The sequence below is a fragment of the Alteromonas sp. IB21 genome (assembly GCF_016405965.1).
Classification (GTDB): Bacteria; Pseudomonadota; Gammaproteobacteria; order Enterobacterales; family Alteromonadaceae; genus Alteromonas.
Window position 1 is genome coordinate 60765 of record NZ_JAEFCD010000016.1, and the last position, 13074, is coordinate 73838.

Here is a 13074-nt window from a genome sequence, read left to right on the forward strand (position 1 = left end):
TTTTATACTTAAGTGACAAAAGAAAGATCTATCTCGTTTGGCGTACAATAATTAATCACTTGACAAAAAAAGTCGTGATTAAGAGAGAAATACTGCAAAAATGCCATCGCATAAGGCTGTGTATTGCGATAATCTCAGGGTATGTAAATCAACCAGATAGACCATGAAAACTGTATCTCGCTCACATAAATTAGATAACGTTTGTTACGACATCAGAGGCCCCATTGCTGCGCAAGCACGTAAAATGGAAGATGAAGGACACCGCATATTAAAATTAAATATCGGTAACCCAGCCCCGTTTGGGTTCGAAGCCCCTGACGACATCGTAAAAGACGTGATCCATAACCTGCCCACGTCTCAAGGATATTCAGACTCGACAGGAATTTATGCCGCCCGTGTAGCCGTAATGCAGTATTATCAGCAGCGCAATATCAAAGATATTCGTGTAGACGATGTTTACATCGGTAATGGCGTATCTGAGTTAATCATGATGGCGATGCAAGCGTTACTTAATCATGGCGATGAAGTGCTTATTCCAAGCCCTGACTACCCGCTTTGGACCGCAGCTGTAAGTCTGTCGTCTGGCTCACCGGTTCACTATCGCTGCGACGAGCAAGCGGGCTGGTTCCCAGACATTGACGATATAAAAAGTAAAATCACTAGCAAAACCCGCGCAATTGTGCTGATTAACCCTAATAACCCTACCGGCGCGGTGTACGACAAAGCCCTGCTGCAAGACGTGGTTGAAGTGGCCCGCGAGCACGGCCTAGTAGTATTTAGTGACGAGATTTACGATAAAATACTTTACGATGAAGCAAAGCACACCAGTATTGCGTCACTGGCTGACGACGTATTTTTTGTTACCTTTGGCGGTTTAAGCAAGAACTACCGGGTAGCCGGTTTTCGCTCAGGTTGGCTCGTCGTGAGCGGTAATAAACGTTTGGCGTCTGACTATATAGAAGGGCTTAACATACTGTCTTCAATGCGAATGTGCGCAAACGTTCCATGCCAAAGCGCGATCCAGACAGCACTAGGCGGCTATCAGAGCATTGACGATTTAGTGAAAGAAAACGGGCGCTTGCGCATTCAACGTGATGTAACCACAGATATGCTGAATGGTATTGATGGCATTTCTTGCGTCAAACCTAAAGGTGCTATGTATTGTTTCGCCAAGGTGGATGAGAAGAAGTTCAATATCCAAAACGATGAGCAGATGGTGCTGGACTTATTGAGCTCTGAAAAGATTTTACTGGTACATGGCCGCGCATTTAACTTAACCGAAGGCACGTATTTTAGGTTAGTGTTTTTGCCTCACAGCGATGTATTAGTTCCAGCACTTCATCGAATTGGAAACTTCTTTAGAACCTATAAGCAAGGGGCATAACGTGTCTGATAAAAGCCACTTCTTCGCCCATTTAGCACGTTTGAAGCTAATCAATCGCTGGCCGCTGATGCACAATGTGCGCACGGAAAATGTTCAAGAGCACAGTTTGCAGGTGGCTATGGTAGCGCATGCCCTTGCCTTAATTAAAAATAAGTTTTTTGGCGGTACACTTAATCCAGATCGAATCGCAACCATGGCGATTTTTCACGACGTATCAGAGGTGCTTACGGGCGACCTCCCTACCCCAGTGAAATACTTTAACCCTGCTATAAAAGAAGAATACAAAAAGATTGAAAAAATAGCCGAGAACAAGCTCATTGAAATGGCGCCTGAAGCATTTCGCGAGGACTATGCTGCACTTATAGACCACCACTACCACAGTGAAGAAGAAGCCTTTATTGTAAAAGCGGCAGATGTGCTTTGTGCTTACCTGAAAACCCTTGAAGAGCTTGCTGCTGGCAACCAAGAATTTAAACTGGCTAAAAAACGGTTAGATAAAACGCTGAAAGAGTATCAGTCTGAAGAGGTGGATTACTTTTTGACGCGTTACGTTCCTAGCTTTTCTTTGAGTCTTGACGAAATTACGCTAGACGATTTGTAAGAAAATAAACAATGGCGTGAAATCCATAATATTGTCGTTACGAGAGCAGTAAACAGCAAAGCAGCGAGGTTTTTTTGGCAACAAGCGAATGGGAACTAGCACTACACGAGCGCCGTTTACCACGAAGTGAAACACGAGACGGCGATCATCGTAATCCGTATCAGCGAGATAAAGCGCGCGTGCTCCACAGCGCTGCATTCCGTCGCTTGCAGGCGAAGACCCAAGTATTGGGCGTGGGACTAAGCGACTTTTATCGTACACGCCTTACACATTCTCTGGAAGCCGCCCAAATTGGTACTGGAATTACCGCACAGCTATGGGTGAAATTTCCCGATATCGCTAGTTCTTTGGCTCTCGACCCCACACTTATTGAAACCCTGTGTTTAGCTCACGATATTGGCCACCCGCCCTTTGGGCACGGCGGTGAAATTGCGCTCAATTATATGATGCATCAACACGGCGGGTTTGAAGGAAACGGACAAACCTTTAGGATCATCTCTCAGCTTGAGCCCTATACTGCCGAGCACGGCATGAATTTATGCAGAAGAAGCGTATTAGGCTTGGTAAAATACCCTAACTTTATTGATGCCCTTCATAGTCAGGGCCCCGTGCCTGAACGCCCTGTATCACTGCGTCAGGTTAAGGCACACGACTGGCACCCGCCCAAGGGGCTGTTTCGCTGCGATGAGTCTCTATTCGACTGGCTGCTTGCGCCATTTAGCAATGAAGATAAAGATGCGTTTATGCAGTTTACGCCCAAAGCCACTGGCCACAGCAAAACGCAGTTTAAATCTTTCGACTGCTCAATTATGGAGTTATCTGACGATATTGCCTATGGCATTCACGATTTAGAAGATGCCATTGTTATGGACATGGTTAGCAAGCATCATTTTATCGATGATGTCACCACACCATTGAAGGCCCTTGACGTGCCGTGGTTATCAGACAATATTGAAACGCTAACCAACAAACTATTTAGCGCAGCACATCACGAAAGAAAGAATGCTATTGGGGCACTGGTAAATAGCTTCATCACGGCCATTGAAATAAAAGGTGTGGATGGCTTCGCTCATCCGTTACTTGCGTTCAACGCCGTGATGCCTGAAGAATTTGCGGAAGCCCTAGAACTTTTCAAACGCTTTGTGTTTAACAAAGTGATACGCCGTCCTGACGTTCAGCTTCTTGAATATAAAGGGCAACTGGTGGTTATGGAGCTATTTGAAGCGTTTGCATCAGACCCAGACCGCCTGCTACCTGAAAACACACAAGAGCGCTGGCGTAAAGCGTGCGAACACGACAATGGGATGCGCGTTCTCGCCGACTATATATCAGGTATGACGGATGAATTTGCCTCTCGCTTATACAGCAATATCTTTTCCCCTAAACAGGGCGGTATTCAAGATAGTTTGCATATGTAAGCTTGTTTACTCCTAAATTTTACCTTTGCTAAAGAAGTTGAAATAAAAAGGCCGAACTATCGGTCTTTTTACTATATCGAATTTAGTAAATAGCAACTTTATTGAAACTTACTCTCACCATTTACGTAAAGAACAGTATTCCGTTGTCTAAACGACGTTAAAGTAAGTCTGCTATTTTCCAATAGAAAGGTGATGTAATGCCAAAACCATTTAAACCCTCAGTGAAATTGAACGAAAACCATGTGACTGATGAAAGCGTTTATATGAATCGTCGTTCATTGCTCAAATCTATGGGCTTTGTGGGCGCGTCTACACTGTTAGCAAAGTCAGCAGGTGCTGCGGGTTGGTTTTGGGAAGATGAGGAAGAAAAAGCAGCATTCAAAGGAAAAGCGCTTGAGTTTAGCCAACCGCCCAAGTTTCAAATAGCGGAAACCCGAACGCCTGAAGATAAAGTGATCAGCTATAATAATTTTTATGAATTCGGCACATCTAAAGATGCGCCAGCCAAAAATGCGACTGAATTTCAAACTAATCCGTGGACGTTGAAAATTGACGGTATGGTGAAAAAGCCTATTGAGCTTGACCACGATGCCTTAACAAAACGCTTTCCATTAGAAGAGCGCATTTACCGTTTGCGCTGTGTTGAAGCATGGTCGATGGTAGTGCCATGGATTGGGTTTGAATTGGGGGCTTTACTCAAACAAGCCGACCCGTTGATGTCTGCAAAATATGTAGCGTTTGAAACCTTATATGATCCGAAACAAATGCCTGGCCAGCGAAGCCGCTTCGCCGGTGGCGGTATTGACTACCCTTATGTGGAAGGTTTGCGTCTTGATGAGGCCATGCACCCGTTAACGCTTATGTCAGTTGGTCTATATGGGAAAACGCTGCCACCTCAAAACGGCGCGCCAATTAGGTTGGTTGTTCCATGGAAGTATGGCTTTAAGAGCATTAAGTCTATTGTGAGAATTCGTCTTACCGACAAAAAACCTCCGACCACATGGAATAGACTTGCCGCCAACGAATATGGTTTTTACGCCAACGTAAATCCAAATGTATCCCACCCTAGATGGAGCCAGGCTAGTGAACGCAGGATAACTACTGGCGGATTACTTGCCCGAAATCGTATAGACACGCAAATGTTTAACGGCTACAGCGAAGTTGCACCGCTATACAAAGACATGGACTTAGCGCGTTATTATTAACGTCGCGGTAGCTCGATAATAACCCCATCAATTTGCACGGGCATGTATGCTGAATTAGCGTTGTTTTTGCGATATGCCTGCCACGACACTAGTAGGTTTCATCATTAATGACATTTAGAAAAAAGCCCTTTCGATTTACCCTTTGGCAGCGTCGCGGGCTAAAGGCCTTCATCCACCTTTTTGCTCTGGGTTATATCACATGGCTGTTTTTTGCAGGCGTTACCGACCAGCTTGGTCCAGATCCGGTCAATACGCTTATAAACGAAACGGGAACCTGGGCAATTCACTTTCTGTTGCTAACACTTACCCTAAGCCCACTTGCCAAATGGCTCCCAAGCCCTGAACCAATGCAATTCAGGCGCATGATTGGCGTTTATACCTTCGTGTACGCCTTTGCTCACCTATTCACTTATGTATTCTTTGAATTACAGCTTGATATGGCGCTAGTCGCAAGCGAGATAGTAAGCAGGCCCTACATAATCGTTGGCATGGTAGCATTACTTCTTCTTTTTGCACTCACCGCTACGTCATTTAAGCGTATCCAGCGCAACATGGGAAGAAAGTGGCAGAAGCTTCACAACAGCATTTACCTGATACTGCCCCTCGCACTTCTTCATTTCAGTTGGTCGCAGAAAACGTTTTGGCAAGAGCCGGTTTGGTATTGGATGGCGGGGTTGCTTCTAATGAGTCCAAGAATGAAAAATTGGTTTGTGGTGTACCAGAAGAAAAGCAAAAAGAAGTCTAAAGACAAAAGTGCAGTGGCGAGAGAACATTAAAGCCGCAAAACTTATTAAACAAGTACATAAAGCAGCGCGGCATAGCGTGCTGTTTTACTTATGGTCACGGCAAGCATAAAGAACCATAGTGGGCTTCTGAGTACACCCGCTACAAGCGTAATCGGGTCGCCAATAATAGGTACCCAGCAAAAAAACAAGCTCCACTTTCCCCACTTTGTAAAAGTATCACTTGCACGTTTAAACGCCGCGTCGCTCACTTTTAACTTTTGCGTCGCAATTTCTTTTCCGAACCTAAAGCCCAATACATAATTAACCACCGAGCCAAGTACATTTCCGACAGAAGCTATAATGAGCAGCAACAGGCCATTTAAGCCACTACCGTATAAAGCGCTCAGGACGACCTCAGAACTAAAAGGCAAAATAGTGGCAGCTAAAAATGCCGACAAGAACATGCCTACATAGCCTAAATGTATTAACGCGCTCAACGCTCCTCCAGCTTTATACAGTAGTTTTCTATGTGAAATTCGCGCGCATCTTACCTTAATACGCGTATGAATGCTTCCTTAAGAGTTCGATACAACGAAAAAATCATTATCTTTTAGATAGTTACTGGAAAACCACCAATTTGTGTGAAAAAAGTACAACTTAATACTTGCCAAAGCGCACTTTTATTAATACTGTATACACATACACACTGTATATACGAACAGCATTTTTAAATAACGGTATTTCTTAAGTCTACTTCATAAGCTTAAGGGCAAATACACAAGGGGTTTTACAATGAACACATCTTCAGTTTCACGATTCAATGCTTTGCGCGCTTCGGTTTCAAATGTAGTTCAACTTCCTCTACCTATTGAAGGGTTTCCTGGCGAAAAACAAGGTAATGGAAAAGGAAGTAACGACAAAGGTTGGAATTATCTGCTTTCAAACTCGGTGTCGTTTTCAAAAACCGTAGATCACGCTATTCGTATTCAAAAGCCTGAAAAAGAAAAAATGCCAGAGTGGATCAGCAAACTTATTACTGGTGGACAGTGTAAAACACTGTATGTAGAAAACATCGACTTGGATCTTCAGCCAACAGACAGTGAAATGATCAGAAAACTTTGCAAGCTTTACTCGGTAAGCTTGGTTAATGTTCGCGTTGACAGTATTAACGACGAAAAGAATGTTGCATTAGGCCCCTGGTAAAACGTGCTCTGTTAACGCTCAAATACCTAGCTAATCATTACGCTATCTAACAAGTAAGCGAAGCAATGTCCCAACATTAATACTTACTACTTGGGCACGGATCGCCCGAACGTAATGAATAGCTCAACTTTTTACATTCAAAAAAGTTGGGGCTTACGTAACTTATACTTATACTGTGGCGCTTTGTTATTCTCTTAAGCTGTGAGTCTTCCTATGCGCTGTTACTGCTGCTCATCAAAACCCTTCGAAGAATGCTGCGAGCCTTTCATTAAAGGTGAGGCATTACCTCATTCTGCAGAGCAACTTATGCGTTCACGCTTTTCGGCCTACGCTACAGCACATTATCACTATATTTTAGACACCTACACCAAAGAAAAGAAGCAGGCTCTCTGTGTAGAGGACTTGGCCAGAAGCGCACAAGGAGCTAAGTGGTTCGCGCTGAAAGTTCACCCCACTCTTGCGGCTAGCTCCGTAGATAGCACCGTAAAATGCTTGGTAGATGACTCGGTAAATAAACCTGTAGATAGTTCGATAAATAGCTCGGTGTACGCTAATACGAATGTTGAGGTGGCGACTGACACTGAGCAAAGCACCAAGCCTAATGTCAATGCCAACAATGCGGTTGTCGAATTCACTGCGTTCTATTTTGAAAATAAAAGCATGTATCAGCTTCACGAAACATCAAACTTTATTGTCGAAGATGGTAAATGGCGTTATCACGATGGTGAGCTTCACGAAGACTGCGGCAAAATTAAGTATGGAAGAAACCTTCCTTGTGTTTGCGGTAGCAATAAGAAATTTAAACAGTGCTGTGCTCTAAAAAACCGCTGATAACTCGACATCTCAAAAATTTATTACTGACAAGCCATTGCTCAACAGCCATGCTAGACGAGCGCGCTGGCTTTTATACGCTATCAGTTCAAAAGCAAGGCTATAAAGACTTTCAAATGGAAAACTTAGGCATTGGTATTAGACCTATGCCATGTATTAACCAGAGAGCTTAATCTAGAGTTAATACCTGAATAGCTTTGGCAGTTTAATGCACACAAAAGAAGCCTGAATATTATTGTGTTCAGGCTCTTTTACGCAGCGAATTATGCAATTTAACGTAGAGACTTAGCTAGCGAGCTACGTTATGGAACAAGCACCATCTTGCCTTTAACCTCGCGGTTCATGACTTTAGCCATGGCCTTCGTTGCTTGTTCGAGTGGCAGTGCTTCATCTACCACAACTTTAACTTTGCCTTGCACGTACCACGTTAAAAGCTCTTGCATGTTTTCAGCAAAGCCTTTCGGATCGTGCTGAGTAAATGAGCCCCAAAATACGCCCATAACCGAGTAGCCTTTTACCAGCGCTAGATTAACTGGGAATTTCGGGATCTCACCGCCTGCAAAGCCAACAACAAGCAAACGCCCTTCCCAAGCCATACTTCGACTGCATGCGTGGAAGGTATCGCCGCCAACACATTCGTAGACAACGTCTACGCCTTTGCCACCCGTCACTTCTTTAAGTGTTTCCTTTAAATCTTTCTCTTTATAATTAATTAGAACATCAGCACCATACTCTTTAGCGAGCGCTAACTTTTCTTCTGTTGAGCATACCGCAATAACTTTGGCGCCCATGATCTTGCCTATTTGCACTGCAGCCAGGCCTGTACCGCCAGCCGCACCAGTAACAACCAGCGTTTCACCTGCTTGCAGCTTCGCCCGTTGTTTTAATGCGTGATGAGCAGTCGCATGCGCAGTTACAAGGGCTGCGCCTTCGTTAACATGAATGGGATCGGGCAGCGGCATTACATGAGTGGCTGGGATTAATGCTTTTTCTGCATAACCACCTAAATTCGACAACGCGATAACACGTTGGCCTTCTTTTAAGTGACTCACGCCTTCACCCACCTGAGCAATGGTACCAGCGACTTCGTTACCAGGAATAAACGGAAAGTCTGGCTGCATTTGATACAGTCCTTGCACCAACAGCCCATCTGGAAAGTTGACCCCTGCAGCTTCAACGTTTACTACAACATGGCCTTTTTTTACTTCTGGATCTGCCACATCTTTAAATTGAAGATCGTCAAGCGGCCCAAAAGATTCGCATACAATTGCTTTCATACTGTCTCCAGTTAATTTGTTCGACCTGCACGCTTCATACAGCATGGCAGGTCATTAAATACGTTATATGGCGTTTATTCGCTTTGGTGTATAGTTTGGTTCGCAATTTGCGCCAAAGGACGCACCATCGCGCCTAATTGCATGGCCTTCTCGCTTGACGCGTTGCCATCGTGGGCGCGCTTTACAACACCTTGTAAAATAGCGGCTAAGCGGAAAAAACTAAATGCGAGGTAGAACGTCCAGTTGCTTATGGCATCAATGCCTCTTCGCTCGCAATAAGCCTTGATGTATTCTTGTTCGCTCGGAATACCCAACTGCTTTCTATCAAGCCCGCCTAATCCCGCTGCATGTGCAATATCAGAAGGAAGGCGCAGCTGCATGCACTGATAGGCCAAGTCGGCATACGGATGACCCAGGGTTGAGAGCTCCCAGTCTAATACAGCAACCACTTGCGGTTTGTCGGTATCAGACATATCAAACATCATGTTATCTAATCGAAAATCACCATGAACCAATGACACTTGTCCGTCATCCTCTGGCAGGTTTGCTTCGAGGTACTGGATAAGGCTTTCAATTTCTTCAATATGCTCAAGTTCAGATGCCCGATACTGCTTTGTCCAACGGCTTAGTTGACGTTCAAAGTAACTACCAGGCTTGCCATAATCACTCAACCCGGCGCTTTCAATATCAACACTGTGAAGTGCAGCCAACACGCGATTCATCTCGTCATACATGGCACCGCGGGTATCAGAAGACGCTATTTCAGGTAATGCGCTATTCCAATATATTTCGCCCTCAACAAACGCCATGATGTAAAACATGCTGCCGATAACACTTGTATCTTCACACAAATGATGAGCTTTAGGCACTGGCACCTCAGAGTCGTGTAGCGCGTTGATAACGCGAAACTCTCTGTCTACCGCATGAGCAGACTTTAGTAATTTACCAGGGGGTTGGCGGCGCAAGACGTATACGCCGTTATCTGTGGTGAGCTTAAACGTAGGGTTCGACTGTCCACCCGCGAACTTTTCTGCGCTTTCAACGTGCCCAATGCTGGGGCACGCTGTAGATAGATAGTTGTTTAGCGCCACTAAATCAATTGCATGTGGGGCATTATCTTTTGACACACTCACTCCTTATGCACTTTCTATGCGTTTTTTTCGGCAATCAAATTACGGCCTAACTGCATCATGTGAACTTCGTCAGGACCATCAGCTAACTTAATTGTGCGTGCATAGGCGTACATAGCAGATAACACGAAGTCTTGACTGGTGCCAGCTGCGCCATGCATCTGAATGGCTTGGTCAATGACTTTGCATGCCATACTTGGCGCTACAATTTTGATAGCAGCAATAAGATCGCGAGATATCTTATTGCCATAGCGATCCATCTTGTCAGCGGCTTTCAGCGTAAGTAGACGAGCCTGCTCAATATCACAGTGCATCTGGGCAATATTTTCCCTAATTGACTGCTGCTTTGACAAAGGCTTTCCGAATGCTACGCGCTGTTCAACTCGCTCGCATGCCATATCAAGCGCGCGCTGTGCACACCCAATAAGGCGCATGCAGTGGTGAATTCGACCCGGTCCTAAACGCCCTTGCGCAATTTCGAAACCACGACCTTCACCTAGCAATAAGTTCTCAGCTGGAACACGTACATCTTCAAACAAGACCTCCGCATGACCCACCGGCTCATCGTAATAACCCATCGCCGCCATGGGGCGAACAATAGTTACGCCTTTTGTATCCATTGGGACCAAGATTTGCGACTGCTGCTGGTGACGAGGTGCATCGAAATCCGTTTTACCCATCACCACCATAATTTTGCAGTTTTCGTTCATGGCACCGCTGGTATACCACTTACGACCATTAATAACGTACTCGTCACCATCGCGCTTAATTGAGGTTTCAATGTTAGTCGCATCACTCGAAGCTACCGCAGGCTCAGTCATTGCGAACGCGGAGCGAATTTCACCGTTAAGTAACGGCTCTAGCCACTGCTTTTTATGCGCTTCATTGCCATACTTAGCAAGTACTTCCATATTGCCGGTATCAGGCGCACTACAGTTAAAAATCTCAGCACTAAACAACACACGGCCCATTTCTTCGCACAGCGGCGCATACTCGGCATTTGTCAGGCCTGCACCATAAGGCTTATACTCTTCTGGCAAAAACAGGTTCCAAAGGCCCGCATCTTTGGCTCGTTGCTTAAGCGTTTGCATCATTTCAGGCGTTTTCCAACGACCTTCACCGTTGTTCGCAGAACCACCTTCTACGGCGTGAATATATTCCTTTTCAATTGGATACACTTCTTCTTTCATAAACGCTTTTAGCTTTTCTAAAAGTGCTTGGGTCTTTTCATTATATTCAAAGTTCATAATTGCCCCATTTAGCTGTAGGTAATGGCGTGCAACCTGTCAATCACATCCAGGTGAGGTACGCTGTTGAAGTTATTTAGGTGAACGCCCCGCGGGTTAGCGAAGCATTGTGAAAAACTGGCGTTGCGTATTTGCAAATTCATATTAATAACCGTGGCGGCGTCATAGCCAAGAATGTGTTTGAGCATCATGGCAATAGCACCACCGGAGCTGACGACCAGCACGCGCTTCGCATCGGTACTTTGAAGATGAGTAAGCATTGAATAAACGCGCCCTTCAAACTCGCGCCATGTTTCATCGAGAAGATCATGCGCTAGTTCGTCTTGCGACCACGCCAGCATGGCTTTTTTAAGCAGTCGATAATACTCGGCAGGTGATGCGCCTTCTGGCACCTTGGCGTCTGGGTGACGTGTTAAATATGCTTTGGCTACGGCTTGAAAATTAAATTCATTCAACGCGCTATTGACTGTGACTTCTGGAAGAGAATAGGTGTTTGTTGCAATACCTTCGGCAATGCCATCTTTGGTTTCATGATGCCGCACCATATCACCAGAGAAAACCGCATCGAACTGAATATTTCGATGCTTAAAATAATCACCAAGCCAGATGGCTTGCTGCCCACCCAATTCGCTCAGTTTGTCGTAGTTCGCTTTACCAAAAGACGCTTGGCCATGGCGTACTAGATAGATGTCTGTCATACCGCTGCCTGATGTTATTAATATGTTAACTTGTCAAATCACATACTAAGGAAAACAACGTTATAAGTTTAATTGATATTTTGAATGAGTATGCATCATGTGAAACTATGTAGCTTGATGTCATATCAAGCCGACTCGATACAATGCATCCCTTGTTAAAAATTGAGACGAAGGTTGTTTTGTTGCGCCTATAACGAGAAGATCAGATTGCGTTAAACTTTATCGAAAAGAAACAAGACTGAGTTTTAGAGGAACGTTTAAGCAAGACTTTGCTGCATCGCTTGACACTCGTTGTCACAGGAACCGTTGCACCAAGAACATTGATGCAACAGTGCGAGCGTGTGTTTAACGCTTCAGATGCGTAGGCTTCGTATGGAATACTGCGTGACATTGCGCTATCACAGACAGCGCGATATGCTCAGGAAGTTCTCCACCAATATCAAAGCCTGCGGGGCTGGCAAAATATTGCGTAAAGTTAGTATCGCTAAGCCCAGCTAAATCCATAATTTCTTGCTTCCGATGAAGCGGCCCAAGCATTGCTGTATAAGTTAGCGACTGCATACTGAGTAACTGAAGCGCCTTGGCGTCAATCTCGCGGTGATGAGACATAAGTACCGCCGCTTGAATGTTATGTTCGTCAAGGTGTACACGCACCCCCTCAGTAGTTGGGTCGTCAATTAAATAATTAACCTCGGGGAAGTGTTCAACTCTTGCTTGCGCAGGCCGAGGATCCCAAACACTGACCAAGTAGCCTTGCAAACTAGCCAGTTTCGTCATGAAAGTTGCATCGTAACCACCACCAACAACAAGTAAATGAATGGGCGGCAACATTAGAACAGATAACCTGCGCTTACCGCCGATGGTGTCCAACACGGCTTTTCTGGGAGTACCCGTATCTTTTTCCAATACCGTACAAGCGCCCTCTGAACCATCTACCGCAACATTCCACTCACATGCATGGCCCTTCGAAAGTATCTGGCTTACTTCATCCAGAGACAAGTAGTTATTGTCGTTGTTGACTGGTACAAGCGCTAAGTGCACCACGCCACCACAGCCTACACCTAGCTTGAAAGCGATGTCTTCCTCATCCTCATCATCGTAAACCGCAGTGCGACTAACGCCGTCTGCCATTACGCGCTGGGCTTTTTTAACGATATCGCTTTCCAAGCAACCACCGCTTAGAATACCCAGTTGGTGCCCGGCATCACTAAATAGCATCATGGCGCCCGCTTTGCGATAACATGAGCCCTCGGTTTTAAAAATACACCCCAGCACCCACTTATGCTTGTCTTTTAGCGGCAGCCATTGCGCCAGCAAGTGGTTAACGTGATTACTCATAACTACCTCAAACCCCG

Annotated in this window: 13 protein-coding genes; 7 read left to right on the forward strand and 6 right to left on the reverse strand. The window is 45.1% G+C overall.

What is annotated here, in order from left to right:
* Positions 1 to 163: 163 nt before the first annotated feature.
* From JC525_RS12150 to JC525_RS12170, 5 genes are all read left to right on the forward strand, one after another.
* Positions 164 to 1384, forward strand: coding sequence for a pyridoxal phosphate-dependent aminotransferase (locus JC525_RS12150; RefSeq protein WP_014976750.1), 1221 nt, complete (start codon positions 164 to 166; stop codon positions 1382 to 1384).
* A gap of 1 nt (position 1385) precedes the next feature.
* Positions 1386 to 1985: a 5'-deoxynucleotidase gene (gene yfbR / locus JC525_RS12155; RefSeq protein WP_198816075.1), complete on the forward strand. Its 600-nt coding sequence runs from the start codon at positions 1386 to 1388 to the stop codon at positions 1983 to 1985.
* A 74-nt stretch (positions 1986 to 2059) separates the two neighbouring features.
* A complete protein-coding gene (locus JC525_RS12160; protein ID WP_198816076.1) occupies positions 2060 to 3403 on the forward strand; it encodes an anti-phage deoxyguanosine triphosphatase in 1344 nt (447 codons plus the stop codon).
* A gap of 197 nt (positions 3404 to 3600) precedes the next feature.
* Complete coding sequence (gene msrP, locus JC525_RS12165; RefSeq protein ID WP_198816077.1) at positions 3601 to 4608, forward strand: protein-methionine-sulfoxide reductase catalytic subunit MsrP; 1008 nt, start codon at positions 3601 to 3603, stop codon at positions 4606 to 4608.
* Between the two features lie 107 nt (positions 4609 to 4715).
* Complete coding sequence (locus JC525_RS12170; protein ID WP_198816078.1) at positions 4716 to 5384, forward strand: sulfite oxidase heme-binding subunit YedZ; 669 nt, start codon at positions 4716 to 4718, stop codon at positions 5382 to 5384.
* A gap of 14 nt (positions 5385 to 5398) precedes the next feature.
* On the opposite strand, the gene JC525_RS12175 is transcribed toward JC525_RS12170, so the two are convergent.
* Positions 5399 to 5797: a YqaA family protein gene (locus JC525_RS12175; RefSeq protein ID WP_198816110.1), complete on the reverse strand. Its 399-nt coding sequence runs from the start codon at positions 5795 to 5797 to the stop codon at positions 5399 to 5401.
* A gap of 328 nt (positions 5798 to 6125) precedes the next feature.
* Here JC525_RS12175 and JC525_RS12180 point away from each other — a divergent pair, with 328 nt between their 5' ends.
* Together JC525_RS12180 and JC525_RS12185 are read left to right on the forward strand one after the other, a co-directional pair.
* Positions 6126 to 6536, forward strand: a complete 411-nt coding sequence (locus tag JC525_RS12180) for a deoxyguanosinetriphosphate triphosphohydrolase (protein ID WP_198816079.1) — start codon at positions 6126 to 6128, stop codon at positions 6534 to 6536.
* 213 nt (positions 6537 to 6749) lie between these two features.
* On the forward strand, positions 6750 to 7367 hold the full coding sequence (locus JC525_RS12185; RefSeq protein WP_198816080.1) for a YchJ family protein: 618 nt from the start codon (positions 6750 to 6752) through the stop codon (positions 7365 to 7367).
* A gap of 302 nt (positions 7368 to 7669) precedes the next feature.
* Here JC525_RS12185 and JC525_RS12190 read toward each other — a convergent pair whose 3' ends face one another.
* The 5 genes from JC525_RS12190 to JC525_RS12210 all read right to left on the reverse strand — a co-directional run bounded on the left by JC525_RS12190 (position 7670) and on the right by JC525_RS12210 (position 13057).
* On the reverse strand, positions 7670 to 8644 hold the full coding sequence (locus tag JC525_RS12190; RefSeq protein WP_159117700.1) for an NADPH:quinone oxidoreductase family protein: 975 nt from the start codon (positions 8642 to 8644) through the stop codon (positions 7670 to 7672).
* Positions 8645 to 8718: 74 nt separating this feature from the next.
* Positions 8719 to 9771 carry a phosphotransferase family protein gene (locus JC525_RS12195; protein ID WP_198816081.1) on the reverse strand — a complete coding sequence of 351 codons (1053 nt, stop codon included), beginning with the start codon at positions 9769 to 9771 and terminating at the stop codon, positions 8719 to 8721.
* Positions 9772 to 9791: 20 nt separating this feature from the next.
* Complete coding sequence (locus JC525_RS12200) at positions 9792 to 11021, reverse strand: acyl-CoA dehydrogenase family protein (protein ID WP_105930104.1); 1230 nt, start codon at positions 11019 to 11021, stop codon at positions 9792 to 9794.
* 11 nt (positions 11022 to 11032) lie between these two features.
* A complete protein-coding gene (locus JC525_RS12205) occupies positions 11033 to 11719 on the reverse strand; it encodes a histidine phosphatase family protein (RefSeq protein WP_198816082.1) in 687 nt (228 codons plus the stop codon).
* A gap of 345 nt (positions 11720 to 12064) precedes the next feature.
* Positions 12065 to 13057, reverse strand: a complete 993-nt coding sequence (locus JC525_RS12210) for an XdhC family protein (protein ID WP_198816083.1) — start codon at positions 13055 to 13057, stop codon at positions 12065 to 12067.
* Positions 13058 to 13074: the final 17 nt, after the last annotated feature.

Excerpts from the sequence above, each read along its gene's own strand:
- JC525_RS12175 (WP_198816110.1), bottom strand. The coding sequence starts at position 5,797 with ATGTTCTTGTCGGCATTTTTAGCTGCCACTATTTTGCCTTTTAGTTCT.
- JC525_RS12190 (WP_159117700.1), bottom strand. The coding sequence starts at position 8,644 with ATGAAAGCAATTGTATGCGAATCTTTTGGGCCGCTTGACGATCTTCAA.
- JC525_RS12205 (WP_198816082.1), bottom strand. The coding sequence starts at position 11,719 with ATGACAGACATCTATCTAGTACGCCATGGCCAAGCGTCTTTTGGTAAA.
- JC525_RS12180 (WP_198816079.1), top strand. The coding sequence starts at position 6,126 with ATGAACACATCTTCAGTTTCACGATTCAATGCTTTGCGCGCTTCGGTT.
- JC525_RS12200 (WP_105930104.1), bottom strand. The coding sequence starts at position 11,021 with ATGAACTTTGAATATAATGAAAAGACCCAAGCACTTTTAGAAAAGCTA.
- msrP (WP_198816077.1), top strand. The coding sequence starts at position 3,601 with ATGCCAAAACCATTTAAACCCTCAGTGAAATTGAACGAAAACCATGTG.
- JC525_RS12170 (WP_198816078.1), top strand. The coding sequence starts at position 4,716 with ATGACATTTAGAAAAAAGCCCTTTCGATTTACCCTTTGGCAGCGTCGC.
- JC525_RS12150 (WP_014976750.1), top strand. The coding sequence starts at position 164 with ATGAAAACTGTATCTCGCTCACATAAATTAGATAACGTTTGTTACGAC.
- JC525_RS12185 (WP_198816080.1), top strand. The coding sequence starts at position 6,750 with ATGCGCTGTTACTGCTGCTCATCAAAACCCTTCGAAGAATGCTGCGAG.
- JC525_RS12210 (WP_198816083.1), bottom strand. The coding sequence starts at position 13,057 with ATGAGTAATCACGTTAACCACTTGCTGGCGCAATGGCTGCCGCTAAAA.